At 67.2% G+C, this 21,381-nt stretch carries 17 protein-coding genes, 1 tRNA gene and 1 other RNA gene; 8 read left to right on the top strand and 11 right to left on the bottom strand.

Translation table 11 applies throughout. The features are described 5' to 3' along the window. Positions 1 to 21: 21 nt before the first annotated feature. The 5 genes from GAA2_RS01565 to GAA2_RS01545 all read right to left on the bottom strand — a co-directional run bounded on the left by GAA2_RS01565 (position 22) and on the right by GAA2_RS01545 (position 5,944). Positions 22 to 2,646 carry a DNA polymerase III subunit gamma and tau gene (locus tag GAA2_RS01565; RefSeq protein ID WP_159405432.1) on the bottom strand — a complete coding sequence of 875 codons (2,625 nt, stop codon included), beginning with the start codon at positions 2,644 to 2,646 and terminating at the stop codon, positions 22 to 24. 43 nt (positions 2,647 to 2,689) lie between these two features. After that, positions 2,690 to 4,150: a glycosyltransferase 87 family protein gene (locus tag GAA2_RS01560; protein WP_159405433.1), complete on the bottom strand. Its 1,461-nt coding sequence runs from the start codon at positions 4,148 to 4,150 to the stop codon at positions 2,690 to 2,692. A 112-nt stretch (positions 4,151 to 4,262) separates the two neighbouring features. Continuing rightward, positions 4,263 to 5,537, bottom strand: a complete 1,275-nt coding sequence (locus GAA2_RS01555; protein WP_006435169.1) for an aminotransferase class I/II-fold pyridoxal phosphate-dependent enzyme — start codon at positions 5,535 to 5,537, stop codon at positions 4,263 to 4,265. A 70-nt stretch (positions 5,538 to 5,607) separates the two neighbouring features. Further along, positions 5,608 to 5,702, bottom strand: an RNA gene (ffs, locus tag GAA2_RS01550) — signal recognition particle sRNA small type. A 153-nt stretch (positions 5,703 to 5,855) separates the two neighbouring features. After that, positions 5,856 to 5,944 (bottom strand) — tRNA-Ser (locus tag GAA2_RS01545). An 80-nt stretch (positions 5,945 to 6,024) separates the two neighbouring features. Between GAA2_RS01545 and GAA2_RS01540 the strand changes: the two genes are divergently transcribed. After that, positions 6,025 to 6,873 carry an NmrA/HSCARG family protein gene (locus GAA2_RS01540; protein ID WP_159405434.1) on the top strand — a complete coding sequence of 283 codons (849 nt, stop codon included), beginning with the start codon at positions 6,025 to 6,027 and terminating at the stop codon, positions 6,871 to 6,873. A 67-nt stretch (positions 6,874 to 6,940) separates the two neighbouring features. Here the strand turns inward: GAA2_RS01540 and GAA2_RS01535 are convergent, their stop codons facing one another. Both GAA2_RS01535 and GAA2_RS01530 read right to left on the bottom strand, forming a co-directional pair. Beyond that, positions 6,941 to 8,026: a DNA polymerase domain-containing protein gene (locus GAA2_RS01535; RefSeq protein ID WP_024499601.1), complete on the bottom strand. Its 1,086-nt coding sequence runs from the start codon at positions 8,024 to 8,026 to the stop codon at positions 6,941 to 6,943. A gap of 2 nt (positions 8,027 to 8,028) precedes the next feature. After that, on the bottom strand, positions 8,029 to 9,081 hold the full coding sequence (locus GAA2_RS01530) for an ATP-dependent DNA ligase (protein ID WP_159405435.1): 1,053 nt from the start codon (positions 9,079 to 9,081) through the stop codon (positions 8,029 to 8,031). A gap of 164 nt (positions 9,082 to 9,245) precedes the next feature. Between GAA2_RS01530 and gluQRS the strand changes: the two genes are divergently transcribed. Further along, a complete protein-coding gene (gene gluQRS, locus GAA2_RS01525) occupies positions 9,246 to 10,169 on the top strand; it encodes a tRNA glutamyl-Q(34) synthetase GluQRS (RefSeq protein ID WP_024499602.1) in 924 nt (307 codons plus the stop codon). A gap of 3 nt (positions 10,170 to 10,172) precedes the next feature. Here the strand turns inward: gluQRS and GAA2_RS01520 are convergent, their stop codons facing one another. The 3 genes from GAA2_RS01520 to tgt form a co-directional block, all read right to left on the bottom strand. Continuing rightward, positions 10,173 to 11,183, bottom strand: coding sequence for a hemolysin family protein (locus GAA2_RS01520; protein ID WP_159405436.1), 1,011 nt, complete (start codon positions 11,181 to 11,183; stop codon positions 10,173 to 10,175). After that, positions 11,176 to 12,603 carry a hemolysin family protein gene (locus tag GAA2_RS01515; protein WP_159405437.1) on the bottom strand — a complete coding sequence of 476 codons (1,428 nt, stop codon included), beginning with the start codon at positions 12,601 to 12,603 and terminating at the stop codon, positions 11,176 to 11,178. Before GAA2_RS01515 ends, GAA2_RS01520 begins: the two co-directional genes overlap by 8 nt. A 271-nt stretch (positions 12,604 to 12,874) precedes the next feature. Continuing rightward, positions 12,875 to 14,134 carry a tRNA guanosine(34) transglycosylase Tgt gene (tgt, locus tag GAA2_RS01510; RefSeq protein WP_159405438.1) on the bottom strand — a complete coding sequence of 420 codons (1,260 nt, stop codon included), beginning with the start codon at positions 14,132 to 14,134 and terminating at the stop codon, positions 12,875 to 12,877. A gap of 118 nt (positions 14,135 to 14,252) precedes the next feature. Here tgt and GAA2_RS01505 point away from each other — a divergent pair, with 118 nt between their 5' ends. Beyond that, positions 14,253 to 14,753, top strand: coding sequence for a hypothetical protein (locus GAA2_RS01505; protein ID WP_096272815.1), 501 nt, complete (start codon positions 14,253 to 14,255; stop codon positions 14,751 to 14,753). 60 nt (positions 14,754 to 14,813) lie between these two features. Beyond that, positions 14,814 to 15,617: a MerR family transcriptional regulator gene (locus tag GAA2_RS01500; protein ID WP_159405439.1), complete on the top strand. Its 804-nt coding sequence runs from the start codon at positions 14,814 to 14,816 to the stop codon at positions 15,615 to 15,617. 25 nt (positions 15,618 to 15,642) lie between these two features. Here GAA2_RS01500 and GAA2_RS01495 read toward each other — a convergent pair whose 3' ends face one another. Next, positions 15,643 to 16,458 (bottom strand): tyrosine-protein phosphatase, encoded by an 816-nt coding sequence (locus tag GAA2_RS01495; protein ID WP_096272811.1) that lies wholly within the window; start codon positions 16,456 to 16,458, stop codon positions 15,643 to 15,645. A 366-nt stretch (positions 16,459 to 16,824) separates the two neighbouring features. Here GAA2_RS01495 and GAA2_RS01490 point away from each other — a divergent pair, with 366 nt between their 5' ends. From GAA2_RS01490 to GAA2_RS01475, 4 genes are all read left to right on the top strand, one after another. Beyond that, positions 16,825 to 17,031, top strand: a complete 207-nt coding sequence (locus GAA2_RS01490; protein WP_159405440.1) for a hypothetical protein — start codon at positions 16,825 to 16,827, stop codon at positions 17,029 to 17,031. 108 nt (positions 17,032 to 17,139) lie between these two features. After that, entirely contained in the window at positions 17,140 to 17,871 is a 732-nt protein-coding gene (locus GAA2_RS01485; protein WP_006435182.1) for an ATP-binding cassette domain-containing protein, read from the top strand. Positions 17,872 to 17,876: 5 nt separating this feature from the next. Further along, positions 17,877 to 19,841 (top strand): YhgE/Pip domain-containing protein, encoded by a 1,965-nt coding sequence (locus GAA2_RS01480; protein WP_159405441.1) that lies wholly within the window; start codon positions 17,877 to 17,879, stop codon positions 19,839 to 19,841. Between the two features lie 111 nt (positions 19,842 to 19,952). Next, on the top strand, positions 19,953 to 21,362 hold the full coding sequence (locus GAA2_RS01475) for a glutamate decarboxylase (protein WP_006435184.1): 1,410 nt from the start codon (positions 19,953 to 19,955) through the stop codon (positions 21,360 to 21,362). Positions 21,363 to 21,381 lie beyond the last annotated feature (19 nt).

The following is a 21,381-nucleotide window of genomic DNA, read 5'->3' as shown; positions in this document are numbered from 1 at the left end:
ACCAGCCCGTGATCACGACGGTCACTCGATCGGCCGTGCCCCGAGTTCCGACTTGAGCAGCTCGAGGGCCACCAGGTCGGGATCCAGGCGCTGTTCGGGCGCTCCCGTCCTCGCATCGGCGACCATCTCGGCCCGCTCCTCGTCGGGGATGTCCTCGTCCGCGCGTGGCGGCTCGGGCTCCTCCGGTTCGGCCACCGGCTCGGGCGCGGGGGCCGTGGCCACGAACTGGTCCCGGGCACGACTCGGCCGCGAGTACGACTGCCGGGGCTTGGCCTGCGGTTTCGTCGGCTGCCCGCCGCCGGCCACCGACGGCGCGACTGCAGTGCCCGGGGCCTGATGCACGGTGCGCACGTCGAGCGGTGTGCCGAAGACCTCGGAAAGCGCCTCGCGGATGATCGTCACCGCATGGGGTGCCGAGAGTCGGCCGACGAGCACCTCCACCGGATGCGCCAGGACCACCGTGGCGCCCTCGAGATCGGCGATGACTGCCGCCGACAACATCGGCTCGAGACTCTTGGAACGCTCGCGGACCGCTGCCCGGATCTCCGGGTACCGCGTGCGGACGGCGTCGGCGTCGAGTCCACCGGAGGGAGCAGGTTCGGGCTCCGGTTCCGGTTTCGGTTCAGGCGCCTTCGCCCGCACCGGCATCGCGTCGGGCGGCGGGACCGAGTACTCGTCGACCGGCTCGTCCGGCAACGGGATGTCGTCGAAGGGGGCCGACTGCCCCGGCTCGGGGGCGGGTTCCGTGGCCGGTTCGGCCCCCCGTGCGCGCGACGGTGGCTCCGGCGCCGTCGGGGTGCCGCCGTTCCGGACTGAGGGGGTGACGTCGGTCCGCACGGGTTCCGGCGCCGGCGGCGCTGTTGCCTCTGCCTCGACCGGCGACTCGACTGCGGCGACGGGGAGATCGAGCGTCGGCGCCTGGACGTCCGGAGCTTCGGTGTCCGGAGCTTCGGTGTCTAAAGCTTCGGTGTCTACGGCTTCGGTGTCCGGAGCGTCGGTGTCCGGAGCTTCGGTGTCTAAAGCTTCGGTGTCTGCGGATTCGAGGTCCCCGAGATCGAGCGCATCCGGGTCGGGGAGGGCGTCGAGCGCAGGCTCCTCGACACTCAGCTCCTCGAGCATGTCCGCGTCGTCGGTGGTGTCCTCGACGTCGGCCATCAGCGCGACTGGATCCGCAACGACCGACTCCTCGACCACAGGTGTCTCGGAAACCTGGTCAGCGGCCGCGGTTTCAGCGGCGACGGGCTCAGCGGCCACGGGCTCGGGCGCCGGCGCGACAGGCTCCGGCGCGGTTGGTGTCGGCGGTGTCGGCATCGGCGCCGGGGGCGAGGGTGTCGGTGCCACGACGGCGACATCGGCCTCGGCTTCCTCCGCCGCGGCGCGACGGGCCTCTTCGGCCGCCTTCGCCTCTTCCATCGCCTTACGCTGCGACGGGCGCACGAACTTCGGTTCCGGTTCTGGCTCAGCGGGTTTCGCCGGCACCGGGATCGACGTCGAACCGATCCCCGATTCCAGACGCTCGAGCCGCTGCAGCAGAGCGGCGTCGTCGTTCGACACCGCGGGCAGCAACATGCGCGCGCACATCACCTCGAGGAGGAGGCGCGGCGACGTGGTGCCGCGCATCTCGCCGAGGGCGTCGTGCACGATCTCGGCGAAGCGCGTCAACGAGGCGGGACCGAGCGTCTCGATCTGACTCTGCATGCGTGCGAGCTGATCGCCCGGCGCCTCGACGAGCCCACGGTCGGCAGCATCGGGAACGGCCTGCAGCAGGATCAGGTCGCGGAGTCGTTCGAGGAGGTCGACCGCGAAACGGCGGGGATCGTGACCCGCGTCGACGACCTTCTCGACGGCCCCGAACAACGCCGCGCCGTCGGCCGACGCCAATGCGTCGACGGCGGTGTCGATGAGGGCGATGTCGGTGACACCGAGCAGCGCGAGTGCACGCTCGTAGGCGACGCCCTGGTCGTCGGCGCCGGCGAGGAGCTGATCGAGGATCGACAGCGAGTCACGCGGCGAACCCCCACCGGCACGGATGACCAGTGGGTAGACCTCGGGTGCGACCGTCACACCCTCGCGCTCGCAGATCTTCTCCAGCAGACCGCGCATGACCGGCGGGGCGAGCAGACGGAACGGGTAGTGGTGCGTGCGCGAGCGGATCGTCGGCAGCACCTTCTCCGGCTCGGTCGTCGCGAACACGAAGATGAGATGCTCCGGCGGCTCCTCGACGATCTTGAGCAGTGCGTTGAAGCCGGCGTTGGTCACCATGTGTGCCTCGTCGACGATGAACACGCGATAACGCGACTCGGCCGGCGCGTAGAACGCGCGGTCACGCAACTCGCGGGTGTCGTCGACGCCGCCGTGGCTGGCCGCGTCGAGTTCGATGACGTCGAGGTTGCCTGGTCCACCGGGAGCGAGCGCCACGCACGACGAGCACGTGCCGCAGGGCCGCGAGGTAGGGCCTTCGGCACAGTTCAACGACCGCGCCAGGATTCGCGCCGACGACGTCTTGCCACAGCCGCGCGGACCAGAGAAGAGGTACGCGTGGTTGATGCGTCCGGAGTCGAGGGCACGGCTCAACGGATCGGTGACGTGCTCCTGCCCCACGACGTCGGCGAAGGTAGCCGGGCGATAGGTGCGATACAGAGCCACGCGTCGAGAGTACCGGCGACCCGTGACATCGGATGCGCCTGCCTCACACTGCGGGCGATGCCCCTGTCTCGGGTGCATCACCCATCAGCTCACCGGCGGTTCCGACCAGGTCATCGACCATCTCGTCGGACAGATCCACGTGGTCGGCGTGGGTTCGCACGGACGGTTCGACGGCCCGGGAGCTGCCACCGTCGGCCTGATCGGTGGGCAATCCGCCATCGGCGATGACCGCTACCGCGACCCCGGGAGCGATGACTGCAGCCGGGTCGGACTCGGTGGCCGAACGGGAACCGAAGAACCGGAGGGCGACGACCGTCGCGATCAGAATCCCGAGATAAGCCCACAGATACGGGCTGACGGTGAACCAGTTGAGCCAGGTGACCCGCGTCTTCACGTAGAGACCCGTGTAGTAGGCGTCGGGCAGGAGCCCCGGAACATGCGTCGGCCACGCGAACGCCAGCAGCACGACGGCCGTGGCGGACGCCGCCGCCAGGCCACGTTCGACCTGGGTGCGTCGTGTGTCGAGAGCCAGGTGGACGCCGGCCACCACGATCGGCACGAACCAGACCCAGTGGTGACCCCACGACATCGGCGAGACCACACATGCGGTCATGCCGACGATGCTGATCGCCACCAGTTCCTGCCCTCGGCGATGAGCGTAGGCGGCGACCGCGAAACCGGCGACGAGGGCGATCACGACCAGTGCGGCCCACAGGAGAGTCGACGGATCGTCGGTGTCGAGGTGGTTCGCGAGCATCCCGCGGATCGACTGATTGCCGCGCAGCTGCGCCGAGCCGACACGGTCGGACTGGAACAGCTTGCCGGTCCAGTAGGCCCACGAGTCACGCGGAAGCGCGATGAAGCCGATCGCCACCGTCATGGCGAATCCGCCGATGACCCCGAAGAACGCTCGCCAATTGCGTTGCACCGCGTAGTAACCGGCGAAGATCAGCGGCGTCAGTTTGATACCCGCGGCGATACCGGTGCCGATGCCCTTCGTCTTGCTGGTGTCGGGACGGGTGAGGTCCGCCAGGATCAGCAGCATCAGGAAGACGTTGATCTGGCCGTACCAGATGGTCGTCCGGACGGGTTCGAGCAGCATCGCCACCGCGACCAGCGCCATCGCGATCACGCGCAGCGGCCACGTGACCGGCCGGCCCAGGCTGCGGAAGCTCAGCATGACGACGAGGTAGAGGGCGACCACGATGCCCGCGGTCCACAGCCATCGCGCCACGTCGAACGAGATCCACGCGAGAGGTGTGAAGAGCAACGCCGAGAACGGCGAGTACGTGTAGTCGAGGTCGCCGATCATCTTGACGTCGTAGAGGCTGGCACCCTCGGTGACGGCTTGAGCTCCCTGCCGATACACGGCCAGGTCGATCTGATTGTTGAGCAGACCCCAGAACTGGGCTCCCCAGGGCACGACGACATCCTGGAGTGCCAGAGCGATGACCCCGACGATGGCGAAACCGGATGCGAGAAGAACCGGCCTGGGCAGATTCACGATTTACAAGAGTGGCATATGGATCGGCGCATACCGGTTCACTCACCGCCGAATGAGAGCTATCTAACGCTGCGTGGGCGTTTCGATGCGGCGTGTCGGCGAGACGAGTGGCTCAGTTGCGCTCCGCCAGCAGGGTCTCGGCCGACGCGAGGAGCACGCACGTCGCGACCCCGTCCATCGCGGCCCGCAGGTCGTCGGTGTTCGGGAAGGTCGGCGCCAGACGGATGTTCCGGTCGTGCGGATCGGTCTTGTAGGGGAACGCGGATCCGGCACCGGTCAGGGCGATCCCGGCTTGTTTCGCCAGTTCGATGGTGCGTCGGGCCGCGCCGTCGACGACGTCGAGGCTGATGAAGTAGCCGCCCTCGGGCTCCGACCACGAAGCGACCTTCGACTCGGCCAGCCGATCCTCGAGGATGTCGAGCACCAGCTTGAACTTCGGCGCCAGGATCTCGCGGTGGCGGGCCATGTGGGCGCGCACGCCGTCGGCGTCACCGAAGAACTTGAGGTGACGCAGCTGGTTGACCTTGTCCGGACCGATGGTCTTGAAGCCGAGGTACTTGCTGAACCAGGCGATGTTCTCGTCCGACGACCCGAAGAACGACACGCCGCCACCCGCGAACGTGATCTTCGACGTCGAGCCGAGGACGTACACGCGATTGGGGTGCCCGGCCTCGGCGGCCATCTCGAGGACAGGCAGCTGCGTCGGCGCGGCATCGACCAGGGTGTGAACCGCGTAGGCGTTGTCCCAGTAGATACGGAAGTCGGGGGCGGCCGGCATCGCGAGCAGGCCGCGTGTCACCTCTTCGGAGAACGTGACGCCGGTCGGGTTGGAGTAGGTGGGCACCGCCCACAGACCCTTGATGCTCGGGTCGTTGGCGACGAGCTCGGCGCAGAGCCGGACATCTGGACCGTCCGGGAGCATCGGCACCGGGATCATCTCGATGCCGAAGCTCTCGGTGATCGCGAAGTGCCGGTCGTATCCGGGGGCCGGGCACAGGAACTTGATCTTCTGGCGGCCCCACGGCTCGTCGGAATCGACGGTGCCGTGCAGCAGGCCGAAGACCGTGAGGTCGTGCATGAGTTCGAGGCTGGAGTTGCCGAACGCGATCAGGTTCTTCGGGTCGACGGCGAGCAGCTCACCGAAGATCTCGCGCAGCTCGGGCAATCCGACGAGGCCGCCGTAGTTGCGGGTGTCGGTGCCGTTGCCGTCGCGGTAGTCGTCGCCGGGCAGGGACAGCAGCGCGTTGGACAGATCCAGCTGTTCGGGAGCCGGCTTGCCGCGCGTGAGATCGAGCTCGAGACCCAGGGCGGCCAGCTCGTCGTAGCGCTTCTTCAGGTCCGCCTGGGTGTCACGTAGTTGGTCGGCACTCATCGAGTGGAAATTCAACGTTGGACCTCTCGCGCTGGACGCCGGCGCGGGTGTCCGACGACACAGACCTGGAAAAATGAATCGGGGATATAGGGGACCCCGCGCACCCGAGAGAGCCCGTTGACCCTTGCTGCCTTCCGGCCCTGGGGGAGTTCACAGGATGCACGCCGCGCGGGATCCGTCGTCCAGTGTAGCGAGGGTTCACGGCTGGGCGACACCGGGTCTTCGCGACGTCGCGGCGGGCACATCCGCGCAGGTCCTGGCGGGTTACGAACCGGAGATACGACGAAGGTCCGCGGTGCGACCCCCTTGCGGGAGTGCACCACGGACCTTCGGTGGCGGAGGATAGGGGATTCGAACCCCTGAGGGCTGTTAACCCAACCCGCGTTCCAGGCGAGCGCCATAGGCCACTAGGCGAATCCTCCAACGACGAGATGATAGCCGCCGGGCACGCCCACACCCAAACCCGCTTGCCGGTCACGCGAACCGCACTAGGGTCGGGGGCATGTCCGATTCCTCTCCCGTCGTCGTCATCGGAGCCACCGGCGGTCAGGGCGGCGCGGTGCTCGACGCGCTGCTCGAGGCCGGTGTCGCAGTGCGCGCACTCGTCCGCGACGCCGTGTCGTCGAAAGCGGCGGTGCTCGCCGATCGCGGCGTGGAACTCGCCGTCGGTGACATCGTCAGCGGCGTAGGCCTCACCGATGCGTTCACCGGCGCGGCGGGCGCCTTCGCGCTGACGACGCCCTTCGAGTCCGGCGTCGACGCCGAGGTCGCCCAGGGCACCGCGCTGATCGAGGCGGCGACCGCGGCCTCGCTCCCCTATCTCGTCTTCTCGTCGGTGGCCTCCGCCGACCGCGACACCGGTGTCCCTCACTTCGACTCCAAGTTCGAGGTGGAGAAAATGCTCGCCGGCACCGGCATCCCGCACACGATCGTGGGGCCGGCCTACTTCTACGACAACCTGCTCGCCGGTGCCGACGCCCTCGCCGCCGGGGTCATGCCGATCGCGATGCCCGCCGACAAACCGCTGCAACAACTCTCACGTCGCGACCTCGGTCGTTTCGTGGCGACGCTGTTCCAGGACCCGGGTGCGCATGCCGGTGAACGCATCGACATCGCCTCCGACGAGCTGACGCCCGCCGAGATGGCGCGGGCCGTAGGCGACGTGCTGGGCACCACCGTGAGTGCGGAATCCTATGACCCCGAACGCATCCCGTCAGCCGACCTGAGCGCGATGTTCGCCTTCCTCGGTGACCGCAGGTACGAGGTGGACATCCCCGGGCTGCATCGCCGGTTCCCCGAAATCGAGTGGCAGACCTTCGCCGAGTGGGCGGCGGAGGCGCTGCGCCGCTGACCGGAGAACCTTCCGTATGACGTTGAACCCGGAAACCGGGCACAACGTCATACGCGTCTGCAGCGACTCACGCGTCGGAGCGTCGGTTGCCCTTCTCGTCCCAGTGCTCCGCGACCTTCTTGCTGGGCTGCACGCGTGGCGGCTCGCCCGGCATCTTCGGGTAGCTGGGCGGATAAGGCATGTCACCGAGGCCGTTTGCGTCATCCGTCTGCACCATCTCGAGCAACTTCTCGATGCCACGGCGGTGATCGGCGATGTCGACCCACGGATCACCGCGGTCCTCGAGCAGGTTCGGGACCGTCGCCATGGTGCAGTCGTCGGGATCGACGTCTTCGAGTTCGGCCCACGTCACCGGCGTCGACACGCGTCCGGTCGCACTGCGTCGTACCGAGTAGGGCGAGGCCATCGTGCGGTCACGGGCGTTCTGGTTGAAGTCGATGAAGATCCGTTCCCCCCGTTCCTCTTTCCACCATGACGTGGTGACGTGGTCCGCGTCCCGGCGTTCGAGTTCACGTGCGAGCGCGATGACACAGCGCCTGGTGGCGATGAAGTCCCACCGGGGTTCGATGGGGACGTACACGTGAATTCCCCGGCCACCGGAGGTCTTCACGAAGCCGGTGAAGCCGAGTTCGTCGAGCAGCGGCCGCAAGCCGTCGATCGCCACGCGCCGCACATCGTCGAACGTCGTGCCGGGTTGCGGGTCGAGGTCGATGCGGAGCTGATCGGGATGGTCGTTGTCCGGATGCAGGGTCGGCCAGGTGTGGAAGGTGACGGTGCCGAGATTGGCCGCCCACACCAGATCCGCGGGCACCGTGGGACGGATGGCGTCCCCGGTCCGCTTGGACGGGAACACGATCGGCGTGGACTGCACGTGTTCCGGACGCTTCTTGGCGATGTGCTTCTGATAGATCTCCTCCCCCTCGACGCCGTCGGGGAATCGTTGCAGGAACGTCGGCCGGTCTCGGGTCGCGCGCATGAGCGGTCCGTCGCCGCTGTCGTCGACGCCGAGTGCGACGGTCCGGTAGTACCCCACGAGATCCCGCTTGCGGCCACCGTTCTCGCCGAGTTCGGGGAAATAGATCTTGTCCGGGTTGCTGAGCCGCACAGCGACTCCGGCGACGTCGAGTTCTTCAGCGGGAGAACGTGATGCCATGGTCATTCCCCTTCCAGGACGTCGTGCAGGTCGTAGGTGAGCGGAACCTCGAGCTGGTCATAGCCGCAGCTCTGGGGGTCTCGGTCCGGCCGCCAGCGCAGGAACTTCACGGTGTGCCGGAAGCGCTGGTTCTCCATCTGGTCGTAGGCGAACTCCGCGACCAGTTCGGGGCGGATAGGGATCCACTCCCCCGACTTCTCCGACCGCCACCGGGTGAGTTCACCCGGCGCCGGCTTCCCCGGGTCGAGCCGCATCGGCTCGAACATCTCCTGCAGCTCAACACGTTTGGCATCGGAGAACGCCCCCGCACCGCCGACCATGCGCAACTCGCCGTCGTCGCCGTAGAGCCCGAGAAGCATCGAGCCGATCCCCCTGCCCGACTTGTGAATCCGATAGCCGAAGATCACGCAGTCCGCGGTCCGCTTGTGTTTGACCTTCAGCATCTCGCGTTTGTTCTCGACGTACACCCCGTCGAGCCGTTTGGCCACGACCCCGTCCAGGCCGGCCCCCTCGAAAGCGGAGAACCAGTCCTCGGCAACGGCGGGATCGGCGGTGACCCGGCTGACGTGCATCCGCCGGTCCCGTCCACCGGGCCCGACCGCGCGCAACAACGCCTCTCGACGGACCGCGAACGGTTCCCCGTTCACCGCGGTCGACTCCAGGGCGAGTGCGTCGAAACCGATGAAGATGGCGGGCGTCTTCTCGGCGAGCATGCTGACCCGCGACTCGGCGGGATGAATGCGCTGCGCGAGGGAATCCCAGTCGAGACGGTGCGTGTCACCGATCAGTGCGGGTACCCCGATCTCGCCGTCCAGGACGACCCGGTCGGGCAACTCCGCCTTCGCCGCCGCCACGATCTCCGGAAAGTAGCGGGCGAGGTCCTTCCCGCCGCGAGAACCGATCGCCACCTCGTCGCCGTCGCGGAAGATCAGGGCGCGGAAACCATCCCACTTGGGTTCATACGACCAGACCGTCTCGCCGTCGGGCTGTGGCGGTACGGCGGTGACCGCCTTGGCCAGCATCGGGGCTACGGGCGGCATGACCGGAAGATCCATGGCTTCACTGTTCCTCACACCTCCGGGCGCTGGCAACGATCCGCCCGGAACTCCGGGACAACCGTCGGGTCCGGCGCGCCCGTCGGGACGCACCGCAGGGGCAGACCGTCGGCGGCGCCGGTTCTCATCGCGGCTCGTCGAGCCGAGGCGGTAACCTCGACGCGATGTCGACACAGCACGCAGCGGGCCGGTACGCACCGTCCCCGTCGGGCGACCTCCACGTCGGCAACCTCCGAACGGCCATGCTGGCCTGGTTGTTCGCCCATACGACGGGTCGCCGTTTCCTCATCCGCATGGAAGATCTCGACCGCGCCGTCGCCGGCGCCGACGCCCGGCAACTCGCCGACCTCGCCTCGCTCGGTATCGACTGGGAGATCCCGGTCGTCTACCAGACCGCGCGACGCGACATCTACCGCGACATCATCGCCCGGCTCCGCGACGCCGGTCGAACCTTCGAATGCTTCTGCACGCGTCGCGAGATCCTCGAGGCGCCGTCCGCTCCCCACGCGCCGCACGGCGCCTACCCCGGTACCTGCCGCCATCTGACCGACGCCGAGCGCGCCGAGAAGATCGCCGCCGGACGGCCGCCCGCGATCCGCATCCTGGCCGACACCACCGAGTTCACGGTCACCGACCTGCTCCACGGCACCTTCACCGGCATGGTCGACGACTTCGTGATCCAGCGCAACGACGGCACTCCAGCCTACAACCTGGCCGTCGTGGTCGACGACGCCGCGCAGGGTGTCGACCAGGTGGTCCGCGGCGACGACCTGCTGTCGTCGGCTCCGCGTCAGGCCTACCTCGCGACACTGCTCGGCGAGACGCCACCGACCTACGCACACGTGCCGATGGTGCTCAACCCCGCCGGCGTCCGACTCTCCAAGCGAGACGGCGCGGTCACCCTCACCGACCTGGCGGCGGCCGGAGTCTCGGCAGCCACCGTGCTCTCGCACCTCGCGCAGTCGCTGGGTCTCGCCGGACGCGGCGAAGCCGTCGACCTCCCGACGCTGGCGGCCCGCTTCGTCCCCGAGGCTCTCCCCCGCGAACCCTGGCTGCTGGGCCCGACAGAGTGGGCCTCCACTGCCTGAGTGCTACGCCGTCGTCGCCAGCAACCTCTGCAGCAGGTCGTTGAGGGTGATCAGTCCGATGGCCCGCCCCGAGTCCGTCACCAGGGCGAGGTGGGCCCGCCTCTCACGCATGGCGGCGAGAGCCTCGTAGACCGGTTGTGCGGATTCGATCCGCAACACCGGGCGCATGAGGTCGGCGGCCGTGGCACCCGGCTCGGCGCGCAGGCTGTCGCGCACATGCACGACGCCGTGCACCGGGCCACCGTCGGCGTCACGAACCAGCAGACGCAGGTGGCCGGAAACCCGTCCGACCGTCTGGATCTCGTCAGCGCTCGCGGTCGGCGGCACCGCCGCCAGGATGTCATTGGGCGTGACGACGTCCGCGAGGGACAGCGACTCGAGTTCAAGCGCGCTGGTCAGGTGCGCGTGATAGCGCTCGTCGAGTGTCCCGACCGTCGCCGAGTGCTCGACCAGATGGCGCAACGCGTCACTGTCCTGGCCGGTGGCGACCTGATCCACGGGTTCGACACCCACGCGCCGCAGGCACCAGTTCGCGAGATGGTTGAGCTGCACGATGACCGGCCGCGTCACCCACATGAACGCACGCATCGGCAGGGCCAGCACGATCGCCGACCGCTCCGGGTGCGCGATCGCCCACGACTTCGGCGCCATCTCGCCGACCACCAGGTGCAGGAAGGTCACGAAGATGAGCGCCACCACGAAGCCGACGACGTCGGCGGACCAGTAGGGCAGGCCCCAGCTCTCGAACAGCGGCGTGAGCCAATGGTGCACAGCAGGTTTCGTGACCGAGCCCAACGCGAGTGTGCAGACGGTGATGCCGAGCTGCGAACCCGCGAGCAACACGGACAGCTCCGACGCGCTGCGGAGGGCCGCCCGGGCGCTGCCGCTCGTCGCGGCCTCGTCCTCCAGCCGGTGGCGTCGGGCAGCGATCAACGCGAACTCGACGGCGACGAAGAAGGCGCTGGCCGCGATGAGCACGACGGTGATCACCGCGACGATCCACGGGTTATCCATTGTCGGCCTCCCGTCCGGCATCCGATCCTGCTGCGTCGGAGCCCACTTCGGCCCCGCGCGACACCGACACCAGGGCCGGCACATGCTTCTCCACCTCGAGGACCTGCACGCGCACCACACGAGGCGGCGCGTCACCGTCGTCGAACAGCGCGGCCGGATCGGGGTCGATGCTGATCGCCACCGTCTCCCCGACCGCGGGGAGACCCACGAACTCCGCGATCACCAGTCCGGCGATCGTCTCGTAATCGCCCTCGGGCAGTTCCCAACCGATCGCGCGGGAGACCTCGTCGACGTGGGCGTCGCCCCGGACGCGCCAGCCGTCGGCGGTCTCCTCGATCGTTGCGATGCTCTCGGGATCGTGTTCGTCGTCGATCTCGCCGACCAGTTCCTCGGCGATGTCCTCGGCGGTCACCACGCCGGCGAAACCGCCGTACTCGTCGATGACGATGGCCATCTCCTCGTCTGCGGTGGAGAGGTTCTCCAGCACCTCCGGCAGCGGCAGCGTCGACGGGACCACGACGGCCCGGCGGCACAGATCACCTGCGGTGGCCGACGGGTCGGCCCGGGCGGGTTCCTTCTTCAGCGCGTACGACCACTCAAGCAGATCGTGGAGATGAACCACTCCGCGCACCTCGTCGTCGGTACCGGCGGTCACCGGGTACCGCGTGTGTCCGGTACTCATCCGATCGAGCACCTCCGACGCGGGCAGCCCGGCATCGACCAGGTCGGTGTGCGGCCGCGGGATCATCGCATGTTCGGCTGTGCGCGTGGGAAACTCGAGAACGCGGTCGAGCAGCACGGACAGGTCCTCGGGCAGCTCGCCGGCATCACGCGACTCGGCGACGATGTGTTCGAGGTCGCGGACCGACGCCGAGTGCTCGACGTCGTGGACCGGCTCGATCCGCAGGGCGCGCAGCAGCAGATTCGAGGCCTTGTCGAACAACGCGATCAACCAGCCGAAGACGGTCAGATAGATCGTGGTCGACCGGGCGAGCCACAGCGCGACCGGTTCCGGCCGGGCGATCGCCAGGTTCTTGGGAAACAGCTCGCCGAACACCATCTGCACGACCGTGGAGAACAGGATCGCGATGACCGTGCCGATCGCGACACCGACACCCACCGGGATGCCGACGTTGTTCAGCAGGTCACCGACCCCGGAACCGATCAGGGGTTCGGCGACGTAACCGACGAGCAGGCCGGTGACGGTGATGCCGAGCTGGGCTCCGGACAGCATGAACGACGTGCGCCGGGTGACGGAGAGTGCGCGTTTCGCGGCGGCGTCACCGGATTCGGCACGGGCTTTCAGGCGGGAGCGGTCGACCGCCATGAAGCCGAATTCCTGGGCCACGAAGTAGCCGGTCACGGCCGTGATCGCGAGGACCACCAGGATTCCCAGGAGGATTCCGAGAACGGTCAGCATGTCGCCATCCGATCAGGATCGACGCCCGGGGCGTCGGGGAAGATCTCGCAGGGGGCTGCTCGTTCCGAACTCGGTTCGGAACTGGGTGCGGACGGGTGTCGTCGGCGTTTTCGGCGCTTTGCGCGTCTCATCGTCTCTCTCGCTGGTACTCGAATACCCCTACAGGGTGCCGAGTCTTCGGGGTGGTTCGCAACTGCTTGCGATGGGAACACAACGAACAACTGTCACGCACGGTTCCCCGACGTGACCCACCGCGCTCCCGCGGACAGGGTCAATCTCGCATCGACCCGTAGTAGCGACGCAGGAATTCGTCCCGGTACTCGACGTAGGTGCCGTTCTCGATCGCCTGACGTGCACGGTCGACGAGTGTGACGATGAACGACACGTTGTGCAGGGTCGCGAGCGTCGGACCAAGCCCCTCCTTCGCCTTGAACAGGTGGTGGAGGTAGGCCCGGCTGTACTGCGAAGTGTAGTTGTCGATCTCGGGGTCGAGCTGCCGGAAGTCATTGCGATACTTGGCATTCGTCACGTTGTACCGGCCGTCGAGCGAGTAGATCGCGCCGTTTCGGGCGACGCGCGTGGGCGACACGCAGTCGAAGGTGTCGACGCCGTTCTCGATCGCGGTGAAGATGTCGTCGGGCTCGCTGATGCCCAGCAGATGCTTCGGCGCATCCTCCGGCAGTTCGTCGTTGACCCAGCCGACGATCGTGCCGAGGTTGTGCTTCTCGAGCGCGCCGCCGATGCCGTAGCCGCCGAATCCCTTTCCGCCCGCGTCACGATCGGCCTCACTCAGGGCGACGAGATCGCGTGAAGCCTTGCGCCGCAGGTCCTCGTACTGGGCTCCCTGGATCACGCCCCACAACGACTGCTGGGGACGGTGCGCGCGTTCGACGCTCAGGCGGTTGTGCTCGACCAGGCAGCGGAGGGCCCAGAGTCGGGTGCGCTCGAGCGAGCTCTCCTGGTACGCACGGGTGTTCATCAGGGTGGTGAGCTCATCGAAGGCGAAGATGATGTCTGCACCGAGCTGGTGCTGGATCTGCATCGACACCTCGGGAGTGAAGCGATGGGCCGAGCCGTCGAGGTGCGACTTGAACGTCACGCCGTCGTCATCGACGCGCGAGAGCCGTTCCTTGCCGTTGGCGGTCAGCTCGTCGTCGGGGTTGCTGACCTCCATGGCGATGACCTTCTTGAAGCCGGCGCCGAGCGACATGACCTGAAATCCGCCGCTGTCGGTGTAGGTCGGACCCCGCCAGTTCATGAAGGCACCGAGCCCGCCGGACTGATCGATGATCTCGGGACCCGGCTGCAGGTAGAGGTGGTAGGCATTCGCGAGGACCGCCTGCGCGCCCAGCGCGGCGACCGACTCGGGCAGGACGGTCTTCACGGTCGCCTTGGTACCCACCGGGATGAAGGCGGGGGTCTGGATCTCGCCGTGCGCGGTGGCGATCACCCCGGTACGGCCCCGGGTGCCGGGGAGGGTGGTTCCGACGGTGTAGGCGGGGTCGGTGACTTCGGTTCCGGTACTGCTCACCGGTGCATCCTCCCAGGTCGGCGCCCTCCGCCCAAACCGGCGGCGCGATCGTCGGGCCCGTCGGACGCCACGAGGACGCCGCGGTTCGATGTTCCGCCGATTCGATACGGTGGGGACCATGTCGTGCAGAACGCGCCGCGCCATCTCCTCCGGGACCAGGCTCGCCACCACCGCTCTCGGCCTGTCATTGGCCCTGTTCACGCTGTCCGCGTGCGGCGAGGAGCAGGACGTCACCGACACCGCCGGGACCGGTGCGCAGGCGTCAGCGGAACAACCAGCCGACGCTCCGTCGACCTCGGCCCCCGTCGTCGCCGGCCGCAAGCCCGCATCGACCCGTGCCGAATCCGTCACACCGCGCGCCGACGCGGACGACTCCACCCGCAGCGGCCCCGGCGCCACCTGCGGCACCATCCCCGGGCCGGACGGCGCACTACGTGTTCTGATCCTCGCCGGCGACGTCGATTGCGGCCAGGCGAAGTCGATCGGCGGCGAGTACGGCCCCAAGATCGTCAGCGGCACTCAGCAGTCGGTCTCCGGCTGGACATGCGGACCGTCGCAGTTGCAGGGCGTGCTCGCCGCCTGTCAGAAGGACACCACCGTCATCGGTTTCGCGCCCTGACCCGCCCCACTCGCCGGACGGCTTGACCCTCACGCGACGTCAGACCCCAAGGTTGCCCATGTGAGTGAAGAGAAGCGTCACCCGCAGCGCGATGATTCCCCGGGCCTGACCGTGGGCGCCGTCGCGGGGATGGTCGGGGTCAGCGTGCGCACGCTGCACCACTACGACCAGATCGGGCTGGTGACACCGTCGCGCCGCACGACGGCCGGATACCGCGTCTACGACGACGCCGACGTCGACGTCGAACGGCTCTACCGTGTCCTGACCTACCGCGAACTGGGCTTCTCACTCGAGCGGATAGCGACCCTGCTCGACGATCCCGATGCGGACGAACTGCATCAGCTCCGGACGCAGCACGCGCTGCTCACCGACCGGATCGATCGCTTGCACCGGATGGTCGTAGCGGTGGAGGAGATGATGACCACGAAGAAACGCGGAATCCAACTGTCCGCGGCCGAGCAGCGAGAGATCTTCGGCGACGACTGGCGCGGCGAAGAGTACAGCGCGGAGGCCGAACAACGGTGGGGCGAGACCGATGCGTGGCAGGAGAGCCGGAAACGCGTCGCCCGGTTCTCGAAGGAGGACTGGCGCAACATCAAGGCCGAGACCGATGACCTCGAACGGCGCCTTGCCGACGCGATGCTCCAGGGACTGACACTCGGATCTGCCGAAGCCGACGCGCTCGCCGAGGAACACCGTGCCCAGATCGGGCGGTTCTACGACTGCTCGCACGAGATGCACGTCGGACTCGCCGACATGTACGTCGCCGACCCGCGCTTCACCGCGCACTACGACGAACAGGCACCCGGGCTGGCCGTCTATCTGCGTGAGGTCATCCGGACCAACGCCGCGAAACACATCTGATCGCGGCGCCGGCCCGGCATCGGTGTCACTGGTCCAGATAACGCGTCCGAAGTGTCTCCGGGACAGCGGGATCCAGGCCCAGCCCGTCGCGGAAGTAGCCCTCGACGTCGCCGTACTCGGCGGTCATCTCGTCGAACGCATCCTCGAGGTACTGCCGCCGGACGCCGAGAATCGCCGACAGGATGTCCGGATCACCGCCGGCCTTCTCGAATGACGCGAAGACCGGATGCAGTGCCGGGATCAGTTCGTCGTTGGTGAGCAGGTAGTCCTCGAACACCTCGTCGCGACCGACGCCGAGCACCGTGAGGAACGTCGCGGCGCCCCAGCCGGTGCGGTCCTTGCCGGTCGTGCAGTGGAACAGTGCCGCCCCGGGTCCGGCCGGCTCGGCCAGGGCCTCGAAGAACTTCCGGTAGGACGTACGGGCACTCGGTAGGTTCACGATCTGCCGATAGGTACCCGCCATCATCGCTTCGGCCTGCCCACCGCCGAGGGCTTTGTTGGCCTGGGCGACCATCGCCGGGTCGGCGAACACTTCGTTGAGACGGGCCGGCATGGCGGTCGACGAGTCGGCCAGGACGTCGAGGTGGGTGTCGGTGACGCCCGGCAGGTCCGGGTCGGGTGCAGCGTCCCGCTCTGCAGCGGTACGGAAGTCGTAGACGGCTGTGATCCCCAACTCGTCGAACTTCGCCAGGTCATCCCCGGCCAGACGGTGCAGCTCGGTGGACCGGAACACCAGGCCGGCGCGCACCCGGCGTCCGTCGGCAGCCGACCAACCACCGAGGTCCCGGAGATTCGGCACAGTGGCGAGCGCCACGGCATGCCCATGGGTGAGATCTGTCATGAAAAGAGATTCTGACAGCCCAATCCGATCGGCCTTCGGCGACGAATCTCCCGAGTGCTCAATATGTGCCATAAATATCCGTCCGATGATCCCATGAGGCACTCTGATGACGTTGAGTCGACGAGAAGTTGGCCGCCGGTTTACCGATACCCGCGAGTAACATTAATATCGTGCCGTCTTGGGAGATGACTCACAGATGGCCTTTCTCTTCCCGGGGAAAGTGAGCAACAAAAGCGCAACCCATACGATTCCGGTCACATCATGAGGATTCCCCCGATCACCCCAAACGTGCTGTTCGCAGGAGGTGGCGGGGCAGTGATATCCGAACCTCGGCGGCGTTACAGGGCGCCAGGTGAATTTCGTGCCATGATCCTCCACGACAGCCTGCGCAGTCGCATTGAAAATGCCGGATATCCCTGGGCTAAGTTCCCTTTCATGTCCAGCAAAGTGGCGGTTCACGGTCGCACAATCATCCAAAATGTGCGGGTATTCGACCGGCCGTCCGAAGGACTGATCAACGGCACGGACCCACTGACCGAGGGCGACGCCGAGCGGATCTTCAAGAACCTCTGATTCAACCCCTGCCTGTCGTACTGCCTTCCGGCGGTACGGCAGGCAAGTCGGTTGTACCGACCCCCAAGAGAAAGTTGGACGATGTGGTCTTCGGATCGGGCGGCAGCGATGCGTGACGCCCCGGAGCCTGGCGGCACCCCCTCGGACGCAACCCTGATCGAAGCCCGCGAACTCTCCGTGGATGCTTCCTGGGGCCACATCTGCGGTCCGGTCGACCTCCGGGTCCGCACCGGCGGAGTCACCGTCCTCGCCGGGCCGGAGGGCCGCGGCCGAACCGCACTGTTGCTCACGCTGGCGGGTCGCATGCGCCCGACGAAAGGCGAGTTGGTCGCCTTCGACCGCTCGAACGACGCCCACCATCTGTTCAAGAACGCTGCCGTGGCATGGATCGACGAGGTCGACGACATCGAACAGACCATTCGCGTCAGCGACGTCATCACCGAGCAGATCCGGTGGTCGGCACCTTGGTACAAGTGGGTCACGCCCGCGCTCGAGGAAGACCTCGAGCGCATCTGCCGACCCGTCTTCGGCCCGTACCCCCTGCCGGCGATGGAGTCGTTCGTCGAAGAACTCCCCGAACTGACCGCTGCCCTCTTCCGTATCGCGGTGGGCAACCTGCGACGTCCGCCGCTGCTGGTCGTCGGCGGGGTGGACAACCTGACGCGAAGCCAGAACCAGCTTCACCTGATGGACCGTCTCGTGGACCTGGGCCGCACCCAGACCGTGATCACCGCCGACATCAACGCCGTGTCCCCGGCCGGCGGTGTCCGTGACGTCATCGGTGTCCACAACCTCACAGATGGCCAGTTCGTCGGCCTCGAGCACGAAGATCGGACGTAGAGAACATGTTTGCCGCATTCTCGCCGGGCAGCGACATCAAGCGCTACTACCGGGGACGGATGCCCCGGCTGGCGCTCGTGGTCATCATGCTCATGCCGCTCCTGTACGGCGCGATGTACCTGTGGGCGTTCTGGAATCCGTTCGCCGCCGCCGACAAGATCCCGGTCGCCCTCGTGAACGAGGACACCGGCGCGGTCGTCGAGGGACAGAAGCTCGACGCCGGCGCCCAGGTCGCCGCGGGGCTGATCGAGTCCAAGCAGCTCGATCTGCACGAGGTGTCCGCTGCCGAGGCGGCCGACGGTGTCGCGCACGGCAAGTACTACTTCTCGATCACCCTGCCCGCCGACTTCAGTTCGGCGATCGCGTCACCCACGAGCGACAAGCCGCGCTCGGCGCCGCTGGTGTTCACCTACAACGACGCCAACAACTACCTGGCGACGATCATCGGCCAGGACGCCGCGCAGCAGGTCGTCAACAAGGTCAGTGCACAGGTCGGGGCCCAGACCTTCGACATCGTCCTCAACGACGTGGGAACCGTCGCGGGCAAGCTGACCACCGCGGCGGACGGCGCGAACGAACTGGCCGCCGGCCTGAAGACCGCCAACACGGGTGCTCAGGAGATCGCCACCAACCTGGTGACCGCGAAGAACGGCGCCGCCGAACTCGCCGGCGGTCTCGGCGAACTCGACTCCGCACTGCTCCGCGCGACCGACCCGCTGCTCGCGGCGATCGGCAACGGAGATCAGACCGGCCTCACCGCCGCGGAGGTGAACGCGGCCGCAGATCGCCTGGCCCGCAACGCCGGAGCCGCGTCGAACGAACTCACCACCGCGGCGAATCAGCAATCGCAGGCCAGCAAGGGACTGGAGTCGGTCATCGCCCGGCTCGGCGCCTCCTCGGACCCTGCGATGCGTGGTCTCGCCGAAGCCCTCAACCCGGCGCGGCAGTTCCTGCGCACCAACGGTCTCGGACCGGATGCGAACAACCAGCTCACCCAGCTGAACAGCGATGCCACTCTGCTCTCTCAGCAGCTCGGCAACCCGAACAGCCCCCTCCGACTCGGTCTCACCCTGGTCGAGGACGGCGGCTTGCGCAACGACATCATCGCCGCACGCGGCGCCGCCGACGAATTGAAGAGCGGTTCCGCCGAACTCAGCACCGGTCTCGGTGAGCTGAGCGCGGGCGCCGACCAACTCGCCGCCGGCACCGAGCAGTTGGCCGCGGGCTCGGCCGAACTGGCATCGGGTCTGGACGAGGGCGTCAAGGCCATCCCGTCCTGGAGCAGCGAGCAGAAGAAGGAGATCGCCTCGACGCTGGCGCAGCCCGTCGAGTTGCAGGAGGACTACACACACGAGGCACCGACCTTCGGAACGGGTTTCGCCCCCTTCTTCATGTCCCTGGCATTGTTCGTCGGCGGCATCATCACGTGGATGTTGTTGACGCCCTTGCAGTCCCGCCCGATCGTGCAGGGCTTCTCGTCTCTGCGCGTCGTATTGGCCTCGTACGCACCCGCGTTCGCCATCGGCTTCATCCAGGCGACCATCCTGTACTCGGTGGTCACCTTCGCCGTCGGACTGCGAGCCGAGTACCCGATATCCATATTCTTGTACCTGTTGCTCGTCGTCGCCACCTTCATGGCGATGATCCAGATGTTCAACGCCGTGTTCGACGTGGCAGTCGGACGTGTTGTGACACTGGCATTCCTGATGATCCAGCTGGTCTCCGCGGGCGGTATCTACCCTGTGCCGACCACGGCCACACCGTTCCAGTACATCCACTACGTGGACCCGATGACCTACACCGTGGAGGGCCTCCGACAACTCACGGTCGGCGGCATCGACTACCGATTGTGGCTCGCCATCGGCGTCCTCAGCGGTATCACGGTGGCCTGCCTGCTCATCTCGTCGTGGGCCGCCCGCCGAAACCGCCAGTACACGATGGACCGTCTGTATCCGCCGGTGGAAGTCTAGGGAGGTCGTGACAGGCAAGCCCCCGTGACTGTCGTCTACCTCGAGTAGATCGCTTCAACCGCCCCATTTCCGGTATTGAGCGCCTTAGCATCTGAACACCAGGAGGAATACATGACACGCAAATCGACTTCACATGCCCGCACGAACACGAACATCGGCGACAACCTCAATCTGCGTACCGTCTTCACCCGCCCGGGTGAGGCCACCGATCTGCCGAAGTTCTCACTGGCCGACGACATGCTGCTGCCGGAGACCGCCTACCAGATCGTCCACGACGAGGCGATGCTCGACGGCAACGCCCGCCTGAACCTCGCGACCTTCGTCTCGACCTGGATGGACGGCGAGGCGAAGAAGCTGTACTCCGAGACCGTCGACAAGAACATGATCGACAAGGACGAGTACCCGCAGACGGCGGCCATCGAGGACCGCTGCTGGAAGATCCTCGCCGACCTGTGGCACAACCCGGACGTCGACCAGGCCATCGGCACCTCGACCATCGGTTCGTCGGAGGCCTGCATGCTCGGCGGCCTGGCTCTCAAGCGCCACTGGCAGGCCCGCCGCAAGGCCGAGGGCAAGTCGATCGAGAAGCCGAACCTGGTGCTCTCCACCGCTGTCCAGGTGTGCTGGGAGAAGTTCTGCAACTACTTCGAGGTCGAGCCGCGCTGGGTGCCGATCAGCCCGGAGCACATGGTCCTCGACGGCCACGAGCTCGAGAAGTACGTCGACGAGAACACCATCGGTGTCGTCGCGATCATGGGTCAGACCTACACCGGCATGTACGAGCCGGTGAAGCAGATCGCCGCCAAGCTCGACCAGATCCAGGCCGACACCGGCCTGGACGTGAAGATCCACGTCGACGGCGCGTCGGGTGCGATGATCGCACCGTTCTGCCAGCCCGACCTCGAGTGGGACTTCCGCGTCGAGCGCGTCGTCTCGATCAACACCTCCGGCCACAAGTTCGGTCTCGTCTATCCCGGCGTCGGCTGGATCGTGTGGCGCGACACCGAGGCACTGCCGGAGAGCATGGTCTTCCACTGCAGCTACCTCGGTGGCGACATGCCCACCCTGGCGCTGAACTTCTCTCGTCCCGGCGCCCAGGTGCTGCTGCAGTACTACCAGTTCCTGCGTCTCGGCCGTGAGGGCTACCGCCAGGTGCAGCAGGGTTCGCTCGACGTCGCGCAGTGGCTGTCGTCGCAGATCGCCGAGATCGACGCCTTCGAACTCGTCAGCAAAGGTGACACCATCCCGGTGTTCGCGTGGCGCCTGAAGTCCGGTCACACCGACAACTGGAACCTGTACGACCTGTCGGATCGCCTGCGCATGAAGGGTTGGCTGGTCCCCGCCTACCCGATGGCCGACGATCTCGCCGACCTGACCGTCCAGCGCATCGTGGTCCGTGCCGGCCTCAGCCACGACCTCGCCCGCGCCCTGATCGCGGACATCCAGACCGAGGTCGAGTTCCTCGATCGTCTCGAGGGCCCGATGCCTGTCGAGGGCGATCGGTCGCACTTCCACCACTGATCGCCGAGCCCCTCGGCGA

Origin of the sequence: Gordonia ajococcus (assembly GCF_012974285.1) — a bacterium.
Taxonomy (GTDB): domain Bacteria; phylum Actinomycetota; class Actinomycetes; order Mycobacteriales; family Mycobacteriaceae; genus Gordonia; species Gordonia amicalis.
The sequence above is the reverse complement of the archived record's forward strand: the minus strand, read 5'-3'. Positions and strand labels throughout refer to the sequence as shown.